General features: G+C 59.5%; 28 protein-coding genes. 11 read left to right on the top strand and 17 right to left on the bottom strand.

The features are described from left to right. Positions 1 to 15: 15 nt before the first annotated feature. Entirely contained in the window at positions 16 to 711 is a 696-nt protein-coding gene (locus GVK95_RS12365; RefSeq protein ID WP_159949980.1) for a TetR/AcrR family transcriptional regulator, read from the top strand. On the opposite strand, the gene GVK95_RS12360 is transcribed toward GVK95_RS12365, so the two are convergent. Together GVK95_RS12360 and GVK95_RS12355 are read right to left on the bottom strand one after the other, a co-directional pair. Continuing rightward, the gene (locus GVK95_RS12360; RefSeq protein ID WP_159949978.1) at positions 708 to 1,547 is read right to left on the bottom strand and encodes an amidohydrolase; all 840 of its coding nucleotides are present in this window, start codon (positions 1,545 to 1,547) and stop codon (positions 708 to 710) included. The two genes, GVK95_RS12365 and GVK95_RS12360, sit on opposite strands and share 4 nt — an antisense overlap. 86 nt (positions 1,548 to 1,633) lie before the next feature. Further along, complete coding sequence (locus GVK95_RS12355) at positions 1,634 to 2,428, bottom strand: IclR family transcriptional regulator (protein WP_159949976.1); 795 nt, start codon at positions 2,426 to 2,428, stop codon at positions 1,634 to 1,636. A gap of 271 nt (positions 2,429 to 2,699) precedes the next feature. Here GVK95_RS12355 and GVK95_RS12350 point away from each other — a divergent pair, with 271 nt between their 5' ends. Both GVK95_RS12350 and GVK95_RS12345 read left to right on the top strand, forming a co-directional pair. Next, positions 2,700 to 3,434, top strand: coding sequence for an SDR family oxidoreductase (locus tag GVK95_RS12350; RefSeq protein WP_159950301.1), 735 nt, complete (start codon positions 2,700 to 2,702; stop codon positions 3,432 to 3,434). Positions 3,435 to 3,530: 96 nt separating this feature from the next. Beyond that, positions 3,531 to 4,373 carry a fumarylacetoacetate hydrolase family protein gene (locus GVK95_RS12345; RefSeq protein WP_159949975.1) on the top strand — a complete coding sequence of 281 codons (843 nt, stop codon included), beginning with the start codon at positions 3,531 to 3,533 and terminating at the stop codon, positions 4,371 to 4,373. 115 nt (positions 4,374 to 4,488) lie between these two features. Here the strand turns inward: GVK95_RS12345 and GVK95_RS12340 are convergent, their stop codons facing one another. From GVK95_RS12340 to GVK95_RS12325, 4 genes are all read right to left on the bottom strand, one after another. Further along, positions 4,489 to 5,181 (bottom strand): nucleotidyl transferase AbiEii/AbiGii toxin family protein, encoded by a 693-nt coding sequence (locus tag GVK95_RS12340; protein ID WP_159949973.1) that lies wholly within the window; start codon positions 5,179 to 5,181, stop codon positions 4,489 to 4,491. Further along, complete coding sequence (locus tag GVK95_RS12335; RefSeq protein WP_159949971.1) at positions 5,145 to 5,411, bottom strand: hypothetical protein; 267 nt, start codon at positions 5,409 to 5,411, stop codon at positions 5,145 to 5,147. The genes GVK95_RS12340 and GVK95_RS12335 overlap by 37 nt, the downstream gene beginning before the upstream one ends. A gap of 219 nt (positions 5,412 to 5,630) precedes the next feature. Next, positions 5,631 to 7,070, bottom strand: a complete 1,440-nt coding sequence (locus tag GVK95_RS12330; protein ID WP_159949969.1) for an NAD(P)(+) transhydrogenase (Re/Si-specific) subunit beta — start codon at positions 7,068 to 7,070, stop codon at positions 5,631 to 5,633. A gap of 19 nt (positions 7,071 to 7,089) precedes the next feature. Further along, a complete protein-coding gene (locus tag GVK95_RS12325; RefSeq protein ID WP_159950299.1) occupies positions 7,090 to 8,661 on the bottom strand; it encodes a Re/Si-specific NAD(P)(+) transhydrogenase subunit alpha in 1,572 nt (523 codons plus the stop codon). Positions 8,662 to 8,917: 256 nt separating this feature from the next. On the opposite strand from GVK95_RS12325, the gene GVK95_RS12320 reads away from it, so the two are divergent. Continuing rightward, on the top strand, positions 8,918 to 9,082 hold the full coding sequence (locus GVK95_RS12320; RefSeq protein ID WP_007605921.1) for a DUF1328 family protein: 165 nt from the start codon (positions 8,918 to 8,920) through the stop codon (positions 9,080 to 9,082). A 104-nt stretch (positions 9,083 to 9,186) separates the two neighbouring features. On the opposite strand, the gene GVK95_RS12315 is transcribed toward GVK95_RS12320, so the two are convergent. Then, complete coding sequence (locus tag GVK95_RS12315) at positions 9,187 to 9,942, bottom strand: Crp/Fnr family transcriptional regulator (RefSeq protein ID WP_159949967.1); 756 nt, start codon at positions 9,940 to 9,942, stop codon at positions 9,187 to 9,189. 124 nt (positions 9,943 to 10,066) lie between these two features. Here GVK95_RS12315 and GVK95_RS12310 point away from each other — a divergent pair, with 124 nt between their 5' ends. Further along, positions 10,067 to 10,465 (top strand): hypothetical protein, encoded by a 399-nt coding sequence (locus tag GVK95_RS12310; RefSeq protein WP_159949965.1) that lies wholly within the window; start codon positions 10,067 to 10,069, stop codon positions 10,463 to 10,465. Here GVK95_RS12310 and GVK95_RS12305 read toward each other — a convergent pair. Next, positions 10,433 to 10,999, bottom strand: coding sequence for an RNA polymerase sigma factor (locus GVK95_RS12305; RefSeq protein WP_159949963.1), 567 nt, complete (start codon positions 10,997 to 10,999; stop codon positions 10,433 to 10,435). The genes GVK95_RS12310 and GVK95_RS12305 overlap by 33 nt on opposite strands. Then, complete coding sequence (locus GVK95_RS12300) at positions 10,996 to 11,205, bottom strand: NepR family anti-sigma factor (protein ID WP_159950296.1); 210 nt, start codon at positions 11,203 to 11,205, stop codon at positions 10,996 to 10,998. The genes GVK95_RS12305 and GVK95_RS12300 overlap by 4 nt, the downstream gene beginning before the upstream one ends. 171 nt (positions 11,206 to 11,376) lie before the next feature. On the opposite strand from GVK95_RS12300, the gene GVK95_RS12295 reads away from it, so the two are divergent. Beyond that, positions 11,377 to 11,541, top strand: coding sequence for a DUF1328 domain-containing protein (locus tag GVK95_RS12295; protein WP_159949961.1), 165 nt, complete (start codon positions 11,377 to 11,379; stop codon positions 11,539 to 11,541). A gap of 71 nt (positions 11,542 to 11,612) precedes the next feature. Here the strand turns inward: GVK95_RS12295 and GVK95_RS12290 are convergent, their stop codons facing one another. The 5 genes from GVK95_RS12290 to GVK95_RS12270 form a co-directional block, all read right to left on the bottom strand. Next, positions 11,613 to 11,810 carry a hypothetical protein gene (locus GVK95_RS12290; RefSeq protein ID WP_159949959.1) on the bottom strand — a complete coding sequence of 66 codons (198 nt, stop codon included), beginning with the start codon at positions 11,808 to 11,810 and terminating at the stop codon, positions 11,613 to 11,615. Further along, a complete protein-coding gene (locus GVK95_RS12285; protein ID WP_159949957.1) occupies positions 11,807 to 12,157 on the bottom strand; it encodes a hypothetical protein in 351 nt (116 codons plus the stop codon). The genes GVK95_RS12290 and GVK95_RS12285 overlap by 4 nt, the downstream gene beginning before the upstream one ends. Positions 12,158 to 12,242: 85 nt before the next feature. Beyond that, positions 12,243 to 13,316, bottom strand: a complete 1,074-nt coding sequence (locus tag GVK95_RS12280) for a putative zinc-binding metallopeptidase (RefSeq protein WP_159949955.1) — start codon at positions 13,314 to 13,316, stop codon at positions 12,243 to 12,245. A gap of 58 nt (positions 13,317 to 13,374) precedes the next feature. After that, entirely contained in the window at positions 13,375 to 14,361 is a 987-nt protein-coding gene (locus GVK95_RS12275) for a sensor histidine kinase (protein ID WP_244618754.1), read from the bottom strand. Between the two features lie 113 nt (positions 14,362 to 14,474). Then, entirely contained in the window at positions 14,475 to 15,269 is a 795-nt protein-coding gene (locus GVK95_RS12270; protein ID WP_007598258.1) for a response regulator, read from the bottom strand. Between the two features lie 152 nt (positions 15,270 to 15,421). Here GVK95_RS12270 and GVK95_RS12265 point away from each other — a divergent pair, with 152 nt between their 5' ends. Further along, positions 15,422 to 15,610: a NepR family anti-sigma factor gene (locus tag GVK95_RS12265; protein WP_159949951.1), complete on the top strand. Its 189-nt coding sequence runs from the start codon at positions 15,422 to 15,424 to the stop codon at positions 15,608 to 15,610. Positions 15,611 to 15,695: 85 nt separating this feature from the next. On the opposite strand, the gene GVK95_RS12260 is transcribed toward GVK95_RS12265, so the two are convergent. Together GVK95_RS12260 and GVK95_RS12255 are read right to left on the bottom strand one after the other, a co-directional pair. Then, complete coding sequence (locus GVK95_RS12260; RefSeq protein WP_159949949.1) at positions 15,696 to 16,148, bottom strand: hypothetical protein; 453 nt, start codon at positions 16,146 to 16,148, stop codon at positions 15,696 to 15,698. A 2-nt stretch (positions 16,149 to 16,150) separates the two neighbouring features. Next, a complete protein-coding gene (locus GVK95_RS12255) occupies positions 16,151 to 16,534 on the bottom strand; it encodes a DUF883 C-terminal domain-containing protein (RefSeq protein WP_159949947.1) in 384 nt (127 codons plus the stop codon). A gap of 185 nt (positions 16,535 to 16,719) precedes the next feature. Between GVK95_RS12255 and GVK95_RS12250 the strand changes: the two genes are divergently transcribed. After that, positions 16,720 to 16,917: a CsbD family protein gene (locus tag GVK95_RS12250; protein WP_159949945.1), complete on the top strand. Its 198-nt coding sequence runs from the start codon at positions 16,720 to 16,722 to the stop codon at positions 16,915 to 16,917. 63 nt (positions 16,918 to 16,980) lie between these two features. On the opposite strand, the gene GVK95_RS12245 is transcribed toward GVK95_RS12250, so the two are convergent. After that, positions 16,981 to 17,838, bottom strand: a complete 858-nt coding sequence (locus GVK95_RS12245) for an aromatic ring-hydroxylating dioxygenase subunit alpha (protein WP_159949943.1) — start codon at positions 17,836 to 17,838, stop codon at positions 16,981 to 16,983. A 172-nt stretch (positions 17,839 to 18,010) separates the two neighbouring features. On the opposite strand from GVK95_RS12245, the gene GVK95_RS12240 reads away from it, so the two are divergent. From GVK95_RS12240 to GVK95_RS12230, 3 genes are read left to right on the top strand one after another with little or no spacing between them, the layout of a single operon-like run. Continuing rightward, positions 18,011 to 18,217: a hypothetical protein gene (locus tag GVK95_RS12240; RefSeq protein ID WP_244618753.1), complete on the top strand. Its 207-nt coding sequence runs from the start codon at positions 18,011 to 18,013 to the stop codon at positions 18,215 to 18,217. 15 nt (positions 18,218 to 18,232) lie between these two features. Further along, positions 18,233 to 18,916, top strand: a complete 684-nt coding sequence (locus GVK95_RS12235) for a Rieske (2Fe-2S) protein (protein WP_159949941.1) — start codon at positions 18,233 to 18,235, stop codon at positions 18,914 to 18,916. After that, the gene (locus GVK95_RS12230; protein WP_159949939.1) at positions 18,916 to 19,548 is read left to right on the top strand and encodes a glutathione S-transferase family protein; all 633 of its coding nucleotides are present in this window, start codon (positions 18,916 to 18,918) and stop codon (positions 19,546 to 19,548) included. Before GVK95_RS12235 ends, GVK95_RS12230 begins: the two co-directional genes overlap by 1 nt. The last annotated feature ends 6 nt before the right edge of the window (positions 19,549 to 19,554 follow it).

The raw sequence follows: 19,554 nt of genomic DNA, 5'->3' as shown, positions 1-19,554 counted from the left end.
CGACGATGGACGACGATGGACGACAAACAGGCATCAGCCGCGATGAACGAGGGGACTAGCGAAAGCCAGCGCGGCCGGCCGGCGGGTGCCACCCGCAAGGGCCTGGAGACACGCGCCCGGATCATCAAGGGCGCGATGGATGCCCTGGAGAACGGCGGCATGGGCGCGCTCACCACCCGTCGCATCGCGGAAAGCGCCGGCGTCAAGCTTGCCACCTTGCATTACTATTTCGACAGCAAGGAAAGCCTGCTGCTGGCCGTGCTCGAAGATCTGATTGCCGACATGGACAAGGCCTATCAGCGCGATGAACCCTTGCCGGAAAATCCGGAAGACCGGGTCGAGGCGCTGATCCGCGCCAGCTGGCACTATATCCAGCACACCCGCTCCAAGCAGATCGCCCAGACGGAATTGACCCTCTATGCGCTCAGAACCAAAGGGTCTGAATGGCTCGCGGCCCGCCAGTACAATGCCTATATCGATTTCTATGGCCATCTTGTCTTCGCCGACCACGATCGGCTTACCGGCGAGCGCCGTCGCATCGGTCGCGCCGTCGCCCGGCAGATCCTGATCGGCATCGACGGCATCATCCTGCAGAGCTACGCCCTGCAGGACCTGTCAGCGTCCAATGACGATGTCGAAGCGCTGATCATTGCCATGCGCGGCTACCTTCGCCGCATGATGGCCGACAGCAGCATGGCTGGAGACGGCTAAGAAAGCCGCCACAAGCTCTTCGCATTGCCCGCAAACAATGCCTGCCTGTCCTCAAGACTAACGCCTGACAACAGCGCCTGTGTCGTGGCAACCCAGGTCGACAGGCCGCCGCCGAGCGTACAGACAGGCCAATCCGACCCCCAGACCGCACGATCGAAACCGAAGGCATCGATCACATGATCGAAATAGGGTTTCATGTCATCGAGCGTCCAGTTCTCCAGATCGCCGTAAGCCGGAATGCCGGAAATCTTGACGCGAACATTGGCGCGTTCGGCGATCTGGGTGATGCCTTGCTTCCAGACGTCGTAGCCATTGCCCTTGATATCGGGAACGCCGCAATGGTCGAGGATGAAGGTCACGTCCGGAGCCAGATCGACCAGTGCCTTGGCCTTGTCGATCTGGTGCGGCAGCATGCACAGATCGAATGTCAGCCCCGTGCCGGACAGACGCCTGATGTTTTCACGAAACAGCGCGCCTTCGGATACATCGTCAGGCACGACATGCAGCACACGACGAAAGCCCTTGACGAAGGGATTGGCGCGCTGCTGCTCCAGATAATCGGGAAAATCCTCTTCCTCCGGCCGGCAGGCGGCAATCACGCCGCGGATCATGTTGCCGGGCTTGTGCGAGATTGACTGCACCATCTCCGTTTCGGCCGCCATGTCGACGGGATCGACATCGACCTCCATGTGAAGCACGGCGCTGATACCAAGCCGCCGCGCTTCCCGCGCATAGCGCTCATAGGTAAAGTCGGCGTCGAGCGCCGGCACGTCCTTCAACCACGGATAGCGCAACCAGTCGCGATAGATCAGGTGCAGATGTGTGTCGATGATCATAGGTGCCTCCTCCAAAGCGCCGCCTGCCCACTCGTAGCCTGCCCATTAGTAAACTGCCCATTCGTAAACGGATAATTCTGCGGTAACTACGCTTCGCTCGATATACCCGCTCCGGCAAGATCGGAAAGCCGCTTCGCCGTGTTCAGCAACAGCTGGATCGTGTTGGTGATATCCGGCGCGCCAGGCGTATTGATCAACGTGATGTAGGGCACCGTCAATGCGGCAATGGCAGTTCCGTCGGCGATCACGATCGGTGCCGTCACGTTGATGACGCCGGCGGTCTGGGCGCTTGGCATCATTTCGTAGCCACGCGCCACGACCTGGTTCAGCCGCGCTTCGAATGCAGGCGTCATGCGATCGCCATCGCCGCCACTGCCGACATGTTCGGAGACCATCATCGCCCGCGCATCCTTGCTTCGAAAGGCAAGCAGAACATGCCCGGAACCGGTATCGAACAACCCGACCCGGGAGCCGATCCGGATGGAAATACCCCAGTATCCGGGCGCTTCCTGCTGGGCAATGACCACCGGATTGCCGCGGTCATAGACGACAAGATGGTTGGCCTGGCGTGACGTCTCACCGAGTTCGCGCATCAGCGGCATGGCAAACGAGGCAAGCCTGCGCGTCGGTACATGCATTTGTGCAAGACCAAACAGTTTCAGCGTCAGCGCAAACCGATCACCGTCGAGCCGCGCCACGTAACCACGACGCACGAGGCGATCGAGCATGCGATAGAACTCGTTCGGACTGCGGTCCAGCCGCTTGGCGATCTCGGCCTGCGTCAAGCCGCCATCGACACCCGCCAGCAGCTCGAGAATATCGAGCCCCTTGTCGAGAGCCGGCGCCCGGTAACGGTCTTGCTCTTGCTCGGCCTCAGTCAACCCTGCCCCTCTTCCAGCACTCTGCTTTTACCACAACGATTCATGAATAAGTGCTTTGCCTGTGAATTAGGCTCGCATTGGCGATCGTTTTATGCAACCCATATGAACGCATATTGGGAGAGAGCCCGTGTTTTCCGCAGCGTCAATCGAGCGTTGCTGAAGGCGGGCTTAAGAGTGGTCGAAGGCTGGAGGCCCGGAGGGGAGCGCGTGGCGGCAAGTAAATTGCAGCCGCGTCCGATCGTTCGACCACAAGCGAGAGGACGCAATGAACATGAGACTACCGCTGCAGGATAAACGCGTTTTGGTCACCGCCGCCGGCCAGGGCATCGGCCGCGCAAGCGCCCTTGCTTTCGCAAAGGCCGGAGCCAGCGTTGTCGCCACGGATATCAATGCCGAAGCCCTGAACAGCCTCGATGGCGAAAAGGGGATTGAAACCAGGGTTCTCGACGTGCTGAAGGATGACGCGGTGAACGCCGTCATCGCAGCCACCGGCCCCTTCGACGTGCTGTTCAACTGCGCCGGCTTCGTTCACTCAGGCTCGGTTCTCGACATGGCCGACAAGGACCTCGACTTCGCCTTCGACCTCAATGTCCGCGCCATGATCCGCACCATCCGCGCCGTTCTACCCTCGATGCTCGAACGCGGTGGCGGCTCGATTATCAACATGGCCTCGGTCGCAAGCTCGATCAAGGGCGTACCGAACCGCTGCGCCTATACCGTCACCAAGGCCGCCGTTATCGGCCTGACCAAATCCGTCGCCGCCGACTATGTCACGCAGGGCATCCGCTGCAACGCCATCTGCCCCGGCACGGTCGAGAGCCCGTCGCTGCAGGATCGCATGAAGGCGCAGGGCAATTACGACGAAGCGCGCGCCGCCTTCATCGCCCGCCAGCCGATGGGTCGTCTCGGCACGCCGGAGGAGATCGCTGATCTCGCCGTCTATCTTGCCGGCGCCACATACACGTCGGGCCAGGCCTACGCGATCGACGGTGGCTGGGGCATCTGACAAAACCCGAATGATGTGGCAGGTTTTGCAGCCGCACGACAAAAAAAAGCAGGGGGCGCTGCACGCGCTCCACTCAGCAGGAAAGGAAACCGAACCATGAAACTCATGCGCGTTGGCCCACTCGGCCAGGAAAAGCCGGCCCTTCAGGACAAGGATGGCAAGATCCGTGATCTCTCCGGCCATGTCACCGACATCGGCGGCAGCGCCATCTCGCCGGAAGGCCTCGCCAAAATCGCCGCCCTTGATCCGGCAAGCCTGCCGGAAATCAGTGCCGAGCGCATCGGCGCCTGCGTCGCCGGCACCGGAAAATTCATCTGCATCGGCCTCAACTATTCCGACCATGCCGCTGAAACCGGCGCGCAGGTTCCGCCGGAACCGGTGATCTTCATGAAGGCGACATCCGCCATCTGCGGTCCGAATGACGACGTGCTGATCCCGCGCGGCTCGCAGAAGACCGACTGGGAAGTCGAACTCGGCGTCGTCATCGGCAAGACGGCGAAATATGTCTCGGAAGCCGACGCCATGGACTATGTCGCCGGCTACTGTGTGTCGCACGACGTATCCGAGCGCGCCTTCCAGACCGAACGTGCCGGCCAGTGGACCAAGGGCAAGTCCTGCGACACCTTCGGCCCGATCGGCCCATGGCTGGTAACGAAGGATGAAATCGCCGACCCGCAGAACCTCGGCATGTGGCTGAAGGTCAATGGCCAGACCATGCAGAACGGCTCGTCGAAGACCATGGTCTACGGCGTCGCACACCTGGTCTCCTACCTCAGCCAGTTCATGTCTCTGCATCCCGGCGACGTCATCTCCACCGGCACGCCGCCCGGCGTCGGCCTCGGCATGAAGCCACAGCGTTTCCTCAAGGCTGGTGATGTGGTGGAACTCGGCATCGAAGGTCTGGGCAGCCAGAAACAGACGTTCAAGGCGGATGTCTGAGAGTTGAAAATGTCGAAACGACGACCCCGCCCATGTGGCGGGGTTTTTCGTTTATGAGCGTCAGTCTCGACGCGCAAGGTCAGTGACTGCAGACCGATCCGGGCTGAGATTGCAGCTAGGCGTTGGAGTTAGACAAGGCGATGGCCGCCGAAAAAACGTCAAGGCATTCATCTATCGCGGACGGTTTCAGATACTCGAATGCCGGTTTCACCTGTAGCTGATCTATGACGCGCAGCACGAAATCAGGATTTAGCCGTCTCAAAGTGTCCGCCGCGATGGCGGTCTTTGTTCGATACTCGGACAAGGCGGCAATTATAGATGCCCCATGTGTCGCGCTGGCAGCCGCTATATCGAACACGTCACGCGGTGCAATATGCGTTCCGCGATAGAAGACTTTCTTGGTGATGATTTCCGGTATGGTCTCGATCTTGATCGATCGACCCAGGAGCTCCATCACAGTCCAGGATGGATCGGTCAACTGTGCGCAGGCGATGAAGTCTATCTGGCCCACATCCTCGAACGCGATCTTCAGGAACCGACTTCCATCGCCATCATAACGCGTCGGTTCGATGGCGAAACCGAAATTGCGCCTAGCCGGGTCAAGATAGCCCAGATATTGTGGATCCCCGACGAACAGGTCGATGTCGTTGCTCACGCGATGATCGATCTGAAGCATCATGGCCGTACCACCGCCAAACGTCCAATCATCACCGATAGGTGACTGGTCAATCATATCGAGAGCAATTTGCAGAAGATCTTCCCACCGGGAAATCATGCGGCGAGCAACTGGCTCTTCTGGCCAGACCATGCATCGAAGGATGCTGCCGCATTGAGCAAGACAGCAATAGAGACACCGTGCGCCTTTGCAAACTCCATCTGGAGCTTCGGCGAGACCTCGTAGAAGAACGACGACATCGGCCCGGCTGCGGCCTTGCTTTGAACGGCGTCGAGGATACAGGTGACCAGCGCCGACGCGTCCAGCTTTTTACTGTACGGTGCATTCACAGTGCTGAGCACCAGTGAATCAATCGGCAGCATATCAGTCTCCTCTGCTTGGTAGGAGTGTGATTGTCATGGACTCATACGCCCCGCTGGTCGGCCCCGTCAAACAATATGCGACCAATTGATAGAATGTTCCATGTTGGATTTGAAACCTATGTTTGAAGCTGTACTTTATACACCTCGGTGATTTTGCGCAGTGGCAGCAAAAAGCCGGGCGTCTCCACCCGGCTCTTGAACATCAACGAGGCGCGAGCCTCACTTGATCATCGGCAGCAAATCGCTGACCGACTTCTTCGCATCACCATAGAACATCCGCGTATTGTCCTTGTAGAACAACGGGTTCTCGATGCCGGAATAGCCGGTGCCCTGGCCGCGCTTGGAGACGAAGACCTGCTTGGCCTTCCACACCTGGAGGACCGGCATGCCGGCGATCGGCGAGTTCGGATCTTCTTCGGCCGCCGGATTGACGATGTCGTTCGAGCCGATGACGATGACGACGTCGGTCGTCGGGAAATCGTCGTTGATCTCGTCCATTTCCATGACGATGTCATAGGGCACCTTGGCTTCGGCGAGCAGCACATTCATGTGGCCCGGAAGACGACCGGCGACCGGATGGATGGCAAAACGCACGGTCTTGCCGGCAGCCCTGAGCTTGCGCGTCAGTTCCGACACGGCCTGCTGCGCCTGGGCGACCGCCATGCCATAACCCGGCACGATGATGACGCTGTCGGCATCGTTCAGCGCATTGGCAACGCCTTCCGCATCGATGGCGATCTGTTCGCCCTCGATCTCCATCGCCGGCCCCGTCGTCCCGCCGAAGCCGCCGAGAATGACCGAGACGAATGATCGGTTCATCGCCTTGCACATGATGTAGGACAGGATCGCACCCGAAGAGCCGACCAGCGCACCGGTAACGATCAAGAGATCGTTGCCGAGCGAAAAGCCGATGGCAGCGGCAGCCCAGCCGGAATAGCTGTTCAGCATCGACACGACCACCGGCATGTCGGCACCGCCGATGCCCATGATCAGGTGATAACCGATGAAGAAGGCGAGAAGCGTCATCAGGACCAGTGTCCAGATGCCGGCACCATTGAAGAACATCACCAGCAGGATGATCGAGCCCAGCGCCGCACCTGCGTTGAGGAAATGCCCGCCCGGCAGCTTCTTCGCCTTGCCGTCGACCTTGCCTGCGAGCTTGCCGAAGGCGACGACCGAGCCGGTGAAGGTAACCGCACCGATAAACACGCCAAGAAAGACCTCAACCTTGAGGATGGCGATTTCCACCAGATCCTTGTGCGCCAGCTTTTCGGCAAACCCGGCCAGCGTCGACAGATCGCCGCCAGCCGCCTTCAGCGCCAGAACGGTTCCGAGTTCCAGTTCTGCATTGTAGCCGATGAACACGGCGGCGAGGCCGACGAAGGAGTGAAGCGCCGCAACCAGCTGCGGCATTTCCGTCATCTGCACACGGGCAGCGACGTAGTAGCCCATGACCGAGCCGCCGGCGATCATCACCAGGATGATGAACCAGTTGCCAACGCCCGGGCCAAAGACGGTGGCTGCGACGGCAAGCGCCATGCCGACAATGCCGTACCAGACGGCGCGCTTGGCGCTTTCCTGGCCGGACAGTCCGCCGAGAGACAGGATGAAGAGAACAGCAGCGGCGATATAGGCCGCAGATACGATACCGATTGTCATAGTCTTTTCCCCTCCCCGATCACGACTTCTGGAACATGGCGAGCATGCGCCGTGTCACGAGGAAGCCACCGACGATATTGATCGTCGCGATCAGCACCGACAACGCCGCCAGGATCACCACCAGCCAGTTGCTGGAGCCGACCTGCAGCAGCGCACCCAGGATGACGATGCCGGAAATGGCATTCGTCACCGCCATCAGCGGGGTATGCAGCGAGTGGCTGACATTCCAGATCACCGAGAAGCCGATGAAGCAGGACAGGACAAAGACGATGAAATGGCCCATGAAGCTTTCCGGCGCATAGGCACCGACAAGCAGAAGCAGGAGAGTGGAAATGACCAGCAGCCCGACCTGGTTGCGGGTCTGCGTCTTGAACGCGGCAACTTCCTTGGCGCGCTTTTCCGCAGGCGTCAGTTCCTTGATCTTTTCCTTTGGCTTTGCAGCCGCGATCGCCTGGATCTTCGGCGGCGGCGGGGGATACGTGATCTCGCCCTGGAAGGCAACGGTCGCGCCACGGATGACGTCGTCTTCCATGTTGTGAACAACAGCGCCGTCCTTGGCCGGCGTCAGGTCGGTCATCATGTGGCGGATATTGGTCGCATAAAGCGTCGAAGCCTGAGCGGCCATGCGGCTCGGGAAGTCGGTATAGCCAACGACCGTCACGCCGTTTTCCGAGACGATCTTCTGGTCGGCAACCGTCAGGTCGCAATTGCCGCCGCGCTCGGCCGCAAGGTCGATGACGACCGAGCCTGGCTTCATTGCGGCGACCATGTCGGCCAGCCACAGCTTGGGCGCATCACGGCCGGGGATCAGCGCCGTGGTGATGACGATGTCGATGTCTGGCGCCAGCTCACGGAACTTGGCCAGCTGCTTTTCACGGAATTCCGGCGACGAGGGTGCTGCATAACCGCCGGTCGCCGCACCATCCTGGCTCGCTTCGAACTCCAGATAGACGAACTGCGCACCCATCGATTCGATCTGCTCGGCCACTTCCGGGCGGACGTCGAAGGCATAGGTAATGGCGCCGAGCGATGTGGCGGTACCGATCGCGGCAAGGCCTGCTACGCCGGCACCGATGACCAGAACCTTGGCGGGTGGCACCTTGCCGGCAGCCGTCACCTGGCCGGTGAAGAAGCGGCCGAAATTGTTGCCGGCCTCGATCACGGCGCGGTAGCCGGCGATATTGGCCATCGACGACAGCGCGTCCATCTTCTGGGCACGCGAAATGCGCGGCACCATATCCATGGCGATGACATTGGCACCGGTCGATTTGGCCTGCTCGAGCAGGTCCGTATTCTGGGCCGGGTAGAAGAACGAGATCAGCGTCTTGCCGGGAGACAGTCTATCGACTTCCGCAGTCTGCGGCGGCCGCACCTTGGCGATGACATCAACCGTCGAAAACAGCGCCCCGGCGTCCTCCACAACGGTGACGCCGACGGCCCGATAGGCGTCGTCCGAAAAGCCGGCGGCCTTGCCGGCGCCCGTCTCGATCGAACAATCATAACCGAGTTTCTGCAGCTGGACAGCGCTATCCGGCGTCATCGCGACGCGCGCCTCTCCCCCGTAAATTTCCCTAGGCGAACCGATCTTCAAACCCATCTCCCTCTCAAACCTCGCTCCATCAAGCCCAATCCCTCCGTCAAAAGTCGCAGGGACTCTTCACGGCGGAACCGATCAGATGCACGCGCGGCTGTCTAGTATACTTGGGTGCGCAAGTGTCGGTTTTTGTCGCATTGGGAATAGCTTAAAACGATTTTTGTTGCGCCGCACAATCTAACCTCCGGCGCAGAAATGGAACAATTGTCGGATCTGGCGGTTACCTGTTCGGAATAATCAAACGGAGATGACCATGCTGCACTGGATCCTGATCTTGCTTCTGATTGCCGCCGTTGCGAGCCTTCTCGGTTTTCGCGGCGTGGCCGGAGCATCTGCCGGAATTGCCAAGATTCTGATTTTCATTGTTCTGGTGATCCTGATCATCGCCCTGTTTACCGGTGTGCTCATCGTCGCCTGACGCGGTGATCCGGGGCCCCCAGTTCGACCAGACGAAATCGGCCGGCTCCCATGGAGCCGGCCGATTTCCTATAGATCAGCTTTGCGCTCAATCTCCACGCCGCGTCAGATGAACGGCCGCATTGGCGGCTCACCCGGCGTCCAGCGCGCTGTCGCCTGCAGTCCTTCCGGATCCAGCACTTCGCACCCTCTGTCGCGCCATAGGACATACCCCCGATCGGACAGCTTTTTCAGCGTCTTATTGGTATGAACGATGGACAGCCCGAGCGTGTCGGCAAAGTGTGTCTGGGTAATCGGAATATGACGGCGAGTGTCGTCGAGCAGGCCGGCAACACGCCCGCGCTCGAACAGGAAGGCCAGCAGGTAGGATGCGCGTTCGATCGCCGTGCGCCGGCCGATGCTCAGCAAATGCTCGTCGAGGATTGTCTCCTCCCGTGATGCGAGCCATGTCAGATCGAACCCGAGACCGGCATGGCGCTCGAACAGGCTGAACAGACGGCTGCGCTCGAAGACGCACAGCTTCATCGGCGTCATCGCCTCGACCGAATGCTGCATTTCGGCCATCACAGCCCCCTGCAACCCGATCATGTCGCCAGGCACCATATAATTGAGGATCTGCCGACGGCCGTCTTCTAGGATCTTATATCGAAACCCCCAGCCGGACAGAACCGTGTAAAGATGCGCGCTCTTTGCGCCTTCGACCAGGACCGTCGTCCCCGGATCAGCCATCAGTTCGCCGCGCTTGAACTGCGCGACGAAGTCCAGTTCGTCCTCCGTAAAGGTTCGAAAATGCGGCATGCGCCGCAACGGACATTCGTAGCAACTAACACGAACTGGATTCAGGCGAGTTTCCCCGGCCATGGGATTACCTCGTTTGTTTGCCAGTTTGTTCCCTCACAGGAACACAACCAACGCCGCACATGTCTTTTTTAAATGACGATGGAGAAGCCCAGCACCATAAGCGGGTCTGGAAAAAGGAATAGTCATGCAAAACCCGTCGCTTCGTGTTCTCATTGCCGAGAACCAATATCTGATTGCGATGGAGGTCGAGAGGATCCTCGCTGAAACGCTGGCCTGCGAGGTGACGATCGTGCCTCTCACCCGGCTTGAAAGCGAACTCTCGAGGAGCCCGTTCGATGTCGTCATCCTGGACGGGGCCCCCAACGACAGCCTCAACACTGTGCGTGGCCGCATGATCGAAGCGGCCGGTGCGTGGCCTGTCTTTCTATCGTCCTACGACCAGTTTCCGCAGAGTGGCACAAGCCGGAATGACTATCCATTCGTGACAAAGCCGCCGCAGCCTGAGGCACTGGCAGACGCCGTGACCCAAGCCAAGCGGCGTGACACATCGTCAAAGGGCGAAGGCTTTCTTGGTGACAGCTGAACTGTGTGCGTCGGGGCCATAGTCCCCTTCTCCGCTCACGCCAAGGATTTCCTGCAGCTTGTTGCGGGCACGGTTGATGCGGCTCTTGATCGTGCCAACGGCACAGCCGCAGATCTCAGCGGCTTCTTCATAGGCAAAACCTGAAGCGCCGACCAGGATGATCGCTTCGCGCTGGTCGCTCGGCAACTGATCAAGCGCCCGCTTGAAGTCCTGCAGGTCCAGCGAACCATACTGCTGTGGATGCGTGGAGAGCTGCGACGTGAAGATACCGTCAGTGTCGGACACTTCGCGACCACGTTTGCGCATCTGCGAATAGAACTCATTGCGCAGAATGGTGAAGAGCCAGGCTTTCATATTGCTGCCGGGCTCGAAATGGTCCTGCTTGGCCCATGCCTTCATGATGGTGTCCTGCACCAGATCATCGGCCACGTGATGACGCCCTGTCAGAGACACCGCGAATGCACGCAGGTTTGGCAAGGCGGCGAGAAGGTCGCGCTTGAAGGCGCGCTGGTTCGCTTCATCATCAACTGTCATTGGGTGGTATCCTTGATCCGACGACCTTCGCCGGCCTGTCGTTCAGCCATATCCAGACGTTCGAGCAGGCTCAGGAAACGCTCCGGAATGCCCTCCTCCTGCACCGACTGATAATACTCACGCAATTGCGCCGATACGCCAGGGTGAACGGCGCTCACGCCGGGCAACCCGTTCGCCACCGGCGGTTTCTTTGAGTCATGTGTCATGTGTTCCAACGGCTCTGTTTCTTTGTTGCCGGACAACGGCCGGGGAGCCAATAGGTTCCCCCTGACATGTCTTTTTTTAGGGGAGGCGATTTTTGCGCCTGTTCACGACGATCGGCATGGAACAAAGCCGCATCTTTGACGTTTTTCCGCCACCAGAACAGGAGAAAAATCATGCTATACTACGCTCTCGTCTTCCTCGTCGTCGCATTGATCGCCGGTGTTCTCGGCTTCGGTGGCATTGCCGGTGCATCCGCCGGTATCGCCAAGATCCTCTTTACAATTTTTATCATCCTCTTCCTCATCTCGCTGGCAATGCGTCTGTTTCGACAGGCGTAAGTTCAGAGACAAAGAAGAACGAGGGGCCTTGCATATTGCGAGGCCCCTTTTTTGTACTTTCATAATAAGCTTTACAAGACAATCCAGATTAACCCGGCAAGCATTGCGATCAGGATACCGATCATGATGGACACCGTAAACGCGCCGTAGCGCGGCGGCACCTTGGAACCGAGATCCGCATCGAGACCTGCATGCTGCGCCATGTCGAGCGTCTGCCGGTCGACCGCCGGGTCGGGCGGATATTCGGGGTTTCGGACGGGATCTGTCATTGGATCTCCTGGAAACGGTCAAGCGGGATCGGAATACGCGCGGGAACCTGCGGCATCATCGCCTGAGCTTCGACCGATGACGCGTCCGTGCGTCTATCGAGGCTTGCGAGCTTGGCCGGATCGATAGAACGGTGAATGTCTCGACCCGCGACAAGTTCGGCATCGACGGGAATGCAGTCGCCGTAGACGATACCGGCAAGACGCTCCGCCTGATGCATCTGCTGCGGCAGCGCTGTGCGACAGGCCTGGCCGGTTTCATAGGAAATAACAGCGACCGGCTCCTCAAGACATGAAGTGTCTTGCGAGTGGCAAGCAACGATTACCATCAAAGCAGCCAGGGTGTTCATCACTGATCTCCGCGTTATTTAAATGTTAACGCGGGAAAAACCCCGAAGTTCCGGGCTTGTTAAGCAATTCAACTTTGGCTGTTGTTCAGGACATCCGACCGGAGCGGAGCAACTGATGAATGTATCTCAGCTTTTCGAAAACCGGCTCCGACAGGATGAAGGGATAAAGGTCGTGCTGGCCCATGCTGCGGTTGATGCTGTTGATCGCCAGCGTCAGCGGCACCCATGCCCGGATCAGCGCTTCCGAGCTGCCGCTGCGATAGCTGTCGAACGTCTTGCTCAGCGTCAGCCCCGAGACATCCGTGTCGGCTTCGGGATTGGTTCTGAGCCCGAACGCATCGGCCGTGTCGAGCGCATCGACGATATGGAAGTAATGCGCGAACGTTTCGGCAAAATCCTCCCAAGGATGGCTTGCCGCATAGGCGGTAATATAGCTGAGCTCCCAGCCGACCATCGGACCTTCGGCATAATGTCGCGTGAGGGACTCGCCATAGTCGACCCTCTCGTCGCCAAATGCTGCGCGAAACGCATCATATTCGCCACGATCGCGCACCAGAACATTCCAGTAGTAGTGTCCAACCTCATGGCGAAAATGGCCAAGCAGGGTGCGGAACGGCTCGCCCAGCGCAACTCTCCGGGCCTCGCGCTCGACATCGGAAGCCTCGGCGATATTGAGCGTGATCAAACCGTCCTCATGGCCGGTCAGCACAGGGCCATCTTCGGTCGCGATGACCTCGTCAGCAAGAAACTTGAAGCCAAGCCCCTGCGCCGGGTCCTCGGCGCGGGTCGTCATCGGCAGATCGAAGCGCAGCAGGGAATAGAACAGGTTGCGCTTGGCAAGCTCGATCTTCTGCCAGTTGGCGATGTTCTCGGGGATCGAGATATCCGGAATGGTCACATTGTGTCGGCAGGCGACACAGAAGCCCGAGACGTCATTGTCATCGACCAGCCAGTTGCAACCGCCGATATCCGCATTGGCACACGGATGGGCCGCCCAGCCTTGTTCGGTGGAATCGGCGAGTATGGCGCTGCCATCCAGCCGCAAGGCCACCATGTCCAGCGCGCTTGGCCTGAAGGCCAGGCGCGAGCCACATGTGACACAGCCGTTGTTCTCGAAATGGACGACGTTCGAACAGTTCGAGCAACTGAACAGGCGCATGATCAATCACCATTGTCTGGAGAGTGTGGAAGGCGGAACCCGAAAGAGTTCACCGCAATTAATCGAAGATCTCAAGCGGGAAGGTCAGCTCGTAGCGGATTTCCGCCTGGCCGAACTCGTGCTGTGCCGTCCCGTCGACGGACGACGGCACGACCCGCTCAAGAACGGTGCTGCCAAACCTGTTGGTCTTGACCGCCTTGATATCTTCGGCATCCGCGATGCCGAAGGGTTCTACCCAGAGGATACGGACCATCGGACCTTCCGGCGTGTCCAGCCGCGTGCAGGTAACCTCGATCGGCCGGCGCCGCTGCAGGAAGTCGCCATGGCTGACGGCGTTGACGACCAGTTCATGCAGGGCAAGCCCGATATGCAGCGAGGCGTTCGGCGTAAGCAGCACATCATCGCCCGAGACATGCACCAGATCGGCATTTTCCTGAACGTAGCGATCCACCTGCTGCTTCAGCAGGTCGCGGAAATAAGCGCCGCGCCAGCTGCTGTCGGTGATCAGATCCTGCGACTGCGACAGCGCATGCAATCGACCACGGAACTTGCCGAGAAACATGTCCAGCGTTCCGGCGTAGCGCGCGGTCTGCGACGCGATGCTCTGGATGATCGCCAGCAGGTTTTTCGATCGATGGCTGACTTCGCGCAGCAATGCCCTCAGCAGACGCTCGCGACGACGATCCTCGGTCCGATCGATGACCACGGTGATCAGGTGAAGTTTGGCATCTGCCATCTCCACCAGCCTGCAGCGAAACTCGAAAAAGCTGTCGTCGCCGGCTTCGATCTCGAGGTCGGCCCGGTCGCCCGCCTTGACCAGGGTCGACTTGATCTCCGTCAGCCGCTCGCCGATTTCAGGTCCGAAGATGGAGACATCCGTTGGTCGCGCCCCGGCTTCCAGACGCCACTGCGGCGGAAGCGCGGTGATGCAGACATAGGTGCCATCCTTGTCCTGCAGGATCAGACTGGCACCCATATCGATGAGGGCGGTTATGAAGAACTCGCGCAATTGCTCCTCGCCGCGCTGAGGTTCAAACCATGTCAATCGATGTACCAACTGTCCTGCTCCGCCGTTGCTCGGCCCTCCAGACCAGCGCCAGCGCTCCATGCACCAGCACTTGATCCAAAGTCCTTGTCTTTATTGCATTTGTCCGCGCGTCACGCCTGTTCAGCGACCTGCTCGTTGAAGAACAGGGCCTGGCTGATGAGCGCCTTGACCATGTCCGGGTTGAATGGCTTCGTCACCAGGAATGCGGGCTCAGGGCGCTCGCCGGTCAGCAGACGCTCGGGGAAAGCCGTGATGAAGATCACCGGAATGGTGTCCACCTTCAGGATATCGTTCACCGCATCGATACCAGAGCTTCCGTCGGCCAGCTGGATGTCAGCCAGCACCATCTTCGGGCTCGTGCGCTTGTAAAGCTCGACCGCTTCGCTATGCGTCCGGGCGATCCCCGTTACGCGGTGACCGAGGTCTTCCACCATCTGCTCTATGTCGAGCGCGATGAGCGGTTCATCCTCGATGATCATGATGTCGGTTGCGACCTGGCGGGAAATCTCGGCCGACGCTTCATTGAAGAACGTGTTGAACTCGCCTTCGCTGACGCCGAGAACGGCTGACGCTTCGGCGGTGGTGAACCCCTCGACCGTGACCAGGAGGAAGGCGTGGCGCGCACGGGTCGGCACGGCGGCAAGATTGGCAGCCGCACGCTTTTCCCACGCGAAAGGAGAGGTGATTGGTGGCAGCTCGACCTTGGTTGAATCATAGATCGACACAAACAGGTGATAGAGCGCCACGCGATCATCGCCGGTATCGGGGAAAATCGAAATATCGGCAATCAGCGCTTCGAGGACAGCGGCGACATAGGCATCGCCTGAGGTCTGTGAACCGGTAACGGCGCGTGCATACCGCCTCAGATAGGGAAGATGAACGGCGACGCGGGCAGTAAGGGACATGCATTTCTCCAATCGCATATGGAAATACGGGTGCGGACTCGGCTGAAAACGTTCGGCTCAAAAAATAGTTCCATCACGGCGGAACTTTTTTGCATCAAAAAGGTTATCAGGCTATTCGCTCCTGCCTAATGAACTGACGGAATTGGACAAAGATGGCCAAGAGCCCAAAAGACAAACCCGAAAAAAGCAAAGCTGCCGATACCAGGGGCCAGAATTCCAATGCGTTGATTGCCTCGAAACTGCGCGGATACTACGACACCATTATCGATGAAGGCACCCCGTCGCATCTCATCGACCTGCTCGAACGCCTTCATGAAGCCGAGCTCAAAGCGAAGAAATAACGCTTTATTTGATAGCCGTGCCGGAGGTTGTCCCCCGGAAACGTCTCGACCGGCCAACTCGCCCGCACCCGTAATGCGCGAACACTCAATCGTCATCTGCCCTTGCTGAGCCGGTTCCCTGGCCCTTCGCCATGGCAAACACGACCGCAGCTATGGCCAATGTGGCAAACAGTGATTTTCCACGCATCATCGTCGGAAGACCCGCCAAAATCTGCAGCGTTACCGGATCCGGCAATCGTGCCCGTGCAGCCCTTTGCCGCGCAAGAAGCTGCCGCTCCGACCGCCGGTTGACAGCGGAAATCACCCCGATCACCACAATCGCCGCAAACGCCGTCAGTGCTGCAATGATCAAGGCCGCCGTCACCGGATCATATTCCCGCGACAGGTAAATGCCGAGCGCCAGAAACAGTGCAATATAGGCGGTCAATCCGAAAATGCCCGCGACCACGGCCCCGATCAGGGACCGTACCACACGCCGGGCCGTCGGCCGCACCTTGCCGAAAACCAGAACACCGAGGTGTTGCATCAACTGCAACATGATCAGCGCCGGCTGAGCAAGGCGAAGATATAGCCAACGCCGGCCGCAATCGCGAGCGACTGGAACGGATTGGCCTGCACCTGCGCTCTCAGATCCTGCTCGACGCCGACCAGAGTATCGCGTGCCGCTTCGACATACTGCGTCGAGGTTTCGGCGGCATCTGCGCCCAACTGGCTCGCCATGCTGCCGGCTTCCCGGATCTTGCCGCTGCCGAACGACGCAACCGTCTTGGTCAACGAAGCCAGGTCACGACGAAGGTTGTCGAGTTCAACCTGGATGTCGGCCGGCGTGGCGGACGCATCGGTCGAAGCAAGCGCTTCAATGCGATCGGCAATATCGTTGGCCGTGTCTTCGATCTTTCGTTTGCTGGTGGTCGATAGCGCCATGTCGGAGCCTCCGTGAGCGTTCACAATGATCTCAAGTTCGTGACGACAACGCGGGAACACCGTTTGGGTTCCCTCGCGCCATGCTCTTTCTTCCGCAGCCGAAACCGGAACTTCCGAGATGCCGGCACGTTGTAGCTGCCGAGGACATGAGCCTCTCATCAAACACAAGACACGGGAGATTTCCGATGAATTGGAATCAGGTTGAAGGCAATTGGGAACAGTTCAAGGGCAAAGCCCAGACCCAGTGGGGCAAGCTCACCGGCGATGATCTCGACGTGGTCGCCGGCAAGCGCAAGGAACTGTCCGGCAAGATCCAGGTAGCCTATGGCAAGACCCAGGAAGAAGCCGATCGCGAGATCGACGACTGGATGAGCAAGAACTGAGGCCCGACCGGGTCATGAGTTGAGATAGCCCGGAGGCACCCGCTTCCGGGCTTTTTTTGTCGACTATGCGGCTGTCGTTGCGCCGTAGGTGACGCCCTTTTCCTTCAGCCAGCGCCTGTAGGCAATCGACGACGCATCCGCCCGTGTCGGGATTTCCTTGCGCGGCTCGAGCGGCAGCAGAACAGGCCGCTGGTTTTCCAGAATGATCCTGTCCTGCAGGAAGATCAGTTGCTGGAAATGCACCAGTTCCGTCGTCGTTGAAACATCATCGATCAGATACATGATCGGATGTGCCCGGCAACGGTCCGGATCGAGCGGCTGCACAAACAGCCCGATCACATCCCAGCGCGTGTCCGAATTCGGGCAGGTCTTGTAGAGGATCGTGGTGAACGGCGTCATCACCCGGTACATGTACTGCGTCGTGATGCCGTCGGTCGCCGACAGCGCTGCCTGCGGCTGGAAGAACTTGCAGTTCGTTGCCCAGACTTCATCGGCGTCGCGACGGATCTCGACATCGTACTGCTCCACCTCCGTAAAGGGCTCTGCGCCGAGAACATCCGTGTGCACGAAGGGGAAATGCGCCATGTCGAGAAAGTTCTCGACGATCCGGAGCCCGGACGCCTTCACCGTCACCACGCCGCAGGCCACATAGCGCCGGTCAGGCTCGTCTGCCTCCGGCAGGGGAAAGATCTCACGGTCCGGTGTGCCCAGCGTCGTCCAGAGAAAGCCGAAGCGGTGGCGCAGCGGCAAGGCGCCGTCCCGGTTTTCGGCAAACACTGCGACCTGACCATTTTGCTCTTTCACGACGGTGAGCTCTGTTCCCAGAAGGCGGTTTGACGAGCGCCCGACCGGAATGGCCGCCTCGGTGTCGATCACATACCACTGGTCAAGCGATGCCCGATCGATTTCCCCTGCCGCCATGTCCTGATCCTTCATCTGGGGGCACGCTGAATTTCCGCTTGAACCCCGTCGCAACCCACCGCTAGATTGCTCGAAAATAGAGCGAGCACAATTGGCAGGCAACAACATTCCCCAGGCAAGCGACCGGAACAGCAGACGCAGCGCCTGCGATTTCATTTTTCGCGGTAGCCTGATGTCCGAGAGTTTTCTGGATTTCGCCCGCCATCGCGCAGCCAGGCTCGACCTGGCGCTCACCATCGGCATCTGCGACACGGCAGCCTGTATGCTGACCGTGAGCGGGCCGGATGCCCTGATCGACGCCTTTGAAATGGCTGTCAGTCTCGGTCCCTATGATTGCATCATTCTCGATATCGAACGCAGCGATCACCCGCATGGATGATCCGGAGATTTTCCGATGACCGACACAACGCAATGGATCCCTGTTGCCCTTTCGACATCCATCGAGCCCGGTACGTCCGCCGGAACGAAGGTCCACGGCGATGAATATGTTGTCTGGCGCGACGACCGGGGCAAGCCACATGTCTGGGAAGATCGCTGTCCGCATCGCGGCATGCGCCTGAGTTTCGGCTTCGTGCGCGGCGACCAGATTGCCTGCCTCTATCATGGCTGGCGCTATGACAGCGCAGGTCAGTGTCGCCTTATTCCAGCCCATCCGGATCTGGATGTGCCCAAGACAATCAAGGTTCCGACCTTTGCCGTGGCAGAGGCGGGTGGCCTGATCTGGGCCTCCCAGTCGCAAGACGCAGATCCCAAAACAGTGCCAGACCTGCCCGACAATCTGTTTTCCGTCCGCAGCCTCTATGTCGATGCTCCGCTCGATGGTTGCCGCGATCACCTGGCAGAGGTCACCCCGCCGGACATGGAACCGGCCGAACTCACGGCACTCTCCCCCCTCTGCCTGCAGCGCACGGCAGCGGGCAGCATGCTCGTCATCGCTTTTCAGCCCTTGAGCCCCGACCGGACGGCGCTGCACATCCTCGTATCGGCATCGGCCGACAGCCAGACCCGTGCACATCTCGCGATCTGGGCCACCGGACTGCGCTTTTCGCTCGAAAACTCTTTCGCCAGGGTCGCCTGATGTCTTTGCTGACACTTTACAACTACGATCTCGACGACAGCTGTTACCGCGTGCGCCTGTTGCTCTCAATGCTCGGCCTAAATTACAGGACCATTGCCGTCGACATGCAGCCCGGTCGCGAACAGGAACAGCCGCATATGCTGGCAATCAATCCGGCAGGCACCTTGCCGGTTCTCACCGATGGCGATCTCACCGTCTCCGGCACCGAGGCCATTCTGGCCTATCTCGCGCGTGCTTATGACCCATCCGGCCAGTGGCTGCCATTGGACCCGGCGCGCTACGGTTTGCTGCAGCAATGGCTGGGCTTTGCCGGACGGCAATTATCGGCCGCCGTGATCGCCCGGCAACAGGCCCTGTTCACGCCGGACGGCGCAAAGCCCCAGATCGTCGCCGAAGCGCGCCGCGCCTTGCGCATCATCGATGATCACATGACGCTGCAACAGATCCGCGGCTTCGAATTCGTCATTGCCGACCTGCCGACGATTGCCGATATTGCACTCATCGCAAGCTTTGCCCTGTCGCGGGACTTCGGCCTCGACCATGACGAGTTTCCAGCCCTGCGGCGCTGGCTGCGTCGCTTCCGCAAGCTCGATGGTTTCATCACCATGCCGGGCATCCCCGACTATCACTGAGACAAG

It is taken from the genome of Rhizobium sp. 18065, assembly GCF_902706095.1.
GTDB lineage: Bacteria > Pseudomonadota > Alphaproteobacteria > Rhizobiales > Rhizobiaceae > Allorhizobium.
The sequence above is the reverse complement of the archived record's forward strand: the minus strand, read 5'-3'. Positions and strand labels throughout refer to the sequence as shown.

Excerpts from the sequence above, each read along its gene's own strand:
- GVK95_RS12365 (WP_159949980.1), top strand. The coding sequence starts at position 16 with ATGGACGACAAACAGGCATCAGCCGCGATGAACGAGGGGACTAGCGAA.
- GVK95_RS12360 (WP_159949978.1), bottom strand. The coding sequence starts at position 1,547 with ATGATCATCGACACACATCTGCACCTGATCTATCGCGACTGGTTGCGC.
- GVK95_RS12350 (WP_159950301.1), top strand. The coding sequence starts at position 2,700 with ATGAGACTACCGCTGCAGGATAAACGCGTTTTGGTCACCGCCGCCGGC.
- GVK95_RS12345 (WP_159949975.1), top strand. The coding sequence starts at position 3,531 with ATGAAACTCATGCGCGTTGGCCCACTCGGCCAGGAAAAGCCGGCCCTT.
- GVK95_RS12340 (WP_159949973.1), bottom strand. The coding sequence starts at position 5,181 with ATGGTCTGGCCAGAAGAGCCAGTTGCTCGCCGCATGATTTCCCGGTGG.
- GVK95_RS12335 (WP_159949971.1), bottom strand. The coding sequence starts at position 5,411 with ATGCTGCCGATTGATTCACTGGTGCTCAGCACTGTGAATGCACCGTAC.
- GVK95_RS12330 (WP_159949969.1), bottom strand. The coding sequence starts at position 7,070 with ATGACAATCGGTATCGTATCTGCGGCCTATATCGCCGCTGCTGTTCTC.
- GVK95_RS12320 (WP_007605921.1), top strand. The coding sequence starts at position 8,918 with ATGCTGCACTGGATCCTGATCTTGCTTCTGATTGCCGCCGTTGCGAGC.
- GVK95_RS12315 (WP_159949967.1), bottom strand. The coding sequence starts at position 9,942 with ATGGCCGGGGAAACTCGCCTGAATCCAGTTCGTGTTAGTTGCTACGAA.
- GVK95_RS12310 (WP_159949965.1), top strand. The coding sequence starts at position 10,067 with ATGCAAAACCCGTCGCTTCGTGTTCTCATTGCCGAGAACCAATATCTG.
- GVK95_RS12305 (WP_159949963.1), bottom strand. The coding sequence starts at position 10,999 with ATGACAGTTGATGATGAAGCGAACCAGCGCGCCTTCAAGCGCGACCTT.
- GVK95_RS12300 (WP_159950296.1), bottom strand. The coding sequence starts at position 11,205 with ATGACACATGACTCAAAGAAACCGCCGGTGGCGAACGGGTTGCCCGGC.
- GVK95_RS12295 (WP_159949961.1), top strand. The coding sequence starts at position 11,377 with ATGCTATACTACGCTCTCGTCTTCCTCGTCGTCGCATTGATCGCCGGT.
- GVK95_RS12290 (WP_159949959.1), bottom strand. The coding sequence starts at position 11,810 with ATGACAGATCCCGTCCGAAACCCCGAATATCCGCCCGACCCGGCGGTC.
- GVK95_RS12285 (WP_159949957.1), bottom strand. The coding sequence starts at position 12,157 with ATGAACACCCTGGCTGCTTTGATGGTAATCGTTGCTTGCCACTCGCAA.
- GVK95_RS12280 (WP_159949955.1), bottom strand. The coding sequence starts at position 13,316 with ATGCGCCTGTTCAGTTGCTCGAACTGTTCGAACGTCGTCCATTTCGAG.
- GVK95_RS12270 (WP_007598258.1), bottom strand. The coding sequence starts at position 15,269 with ATGTCCCTTACTGCCCGCGTCGCCGTTCATCTTCCCTATCTGAGGCGG.
- GVK95_RS12265 (WP_159949951.1), top strand. The coding sequence starts at position 15,422 with ATGGCCAAGAGCCCAAAAGACAAACCCGAAAAAAGCAAAGCTGCCGAT.
- GVK95_RS12260 (WP_159949949.1), bottom strand. The coding sequence starts at position 16,148 with ATGTTGCAGTTGATGCAACACCTCGGTGTTCTGGTTTTCGGCAAGGTG.
- GVK95_RS12255 (WP_159949947.1), bottom strand. The coding sequence starts at position 16,534 with ATGGCGCTATCGACCACCAGCAAACGAAAGATCGAAGACACGGCCAAC.
- GVK95_RS12250 (WP_159949945.1), top strand. The coding sequence starts at position 16,720 with ATGAATTGGAATCAGGTTGAAGGCAATTGGGAACAGTTCAAGGGCAAA.
- GVK95_RS12245 (WP_159949943.1), bottom strand. The coding sequence starts at position 17,838 with ATGGCGGCAGGGGAAATCGATCGGGCATCGCTTGACCAGTGGTATGTG.
- GVK95_RS12240 (WP_244618753.1), top strand. The coding sequence starts at position 18,011 with ATGTCCGAGAGTTTTCTGGATTTCGCCCGCCATCGCGCAGCCAGGCTC.
- GVK95_RS12235 (WP_159949941.1), top strand. The coding sequence starts at position 18,233 with ATGACCGACACAACGCAATGGATCCCTGTTGCCCTTTCGACATCCATC.
- GVK95_RS12230 (WP_159949939.1), top strand. The coding sequence starts at position 18,916 with ATGTCTTTGCTGACACTTTACAACTACGATCTCGACGACAGCTGTTAC.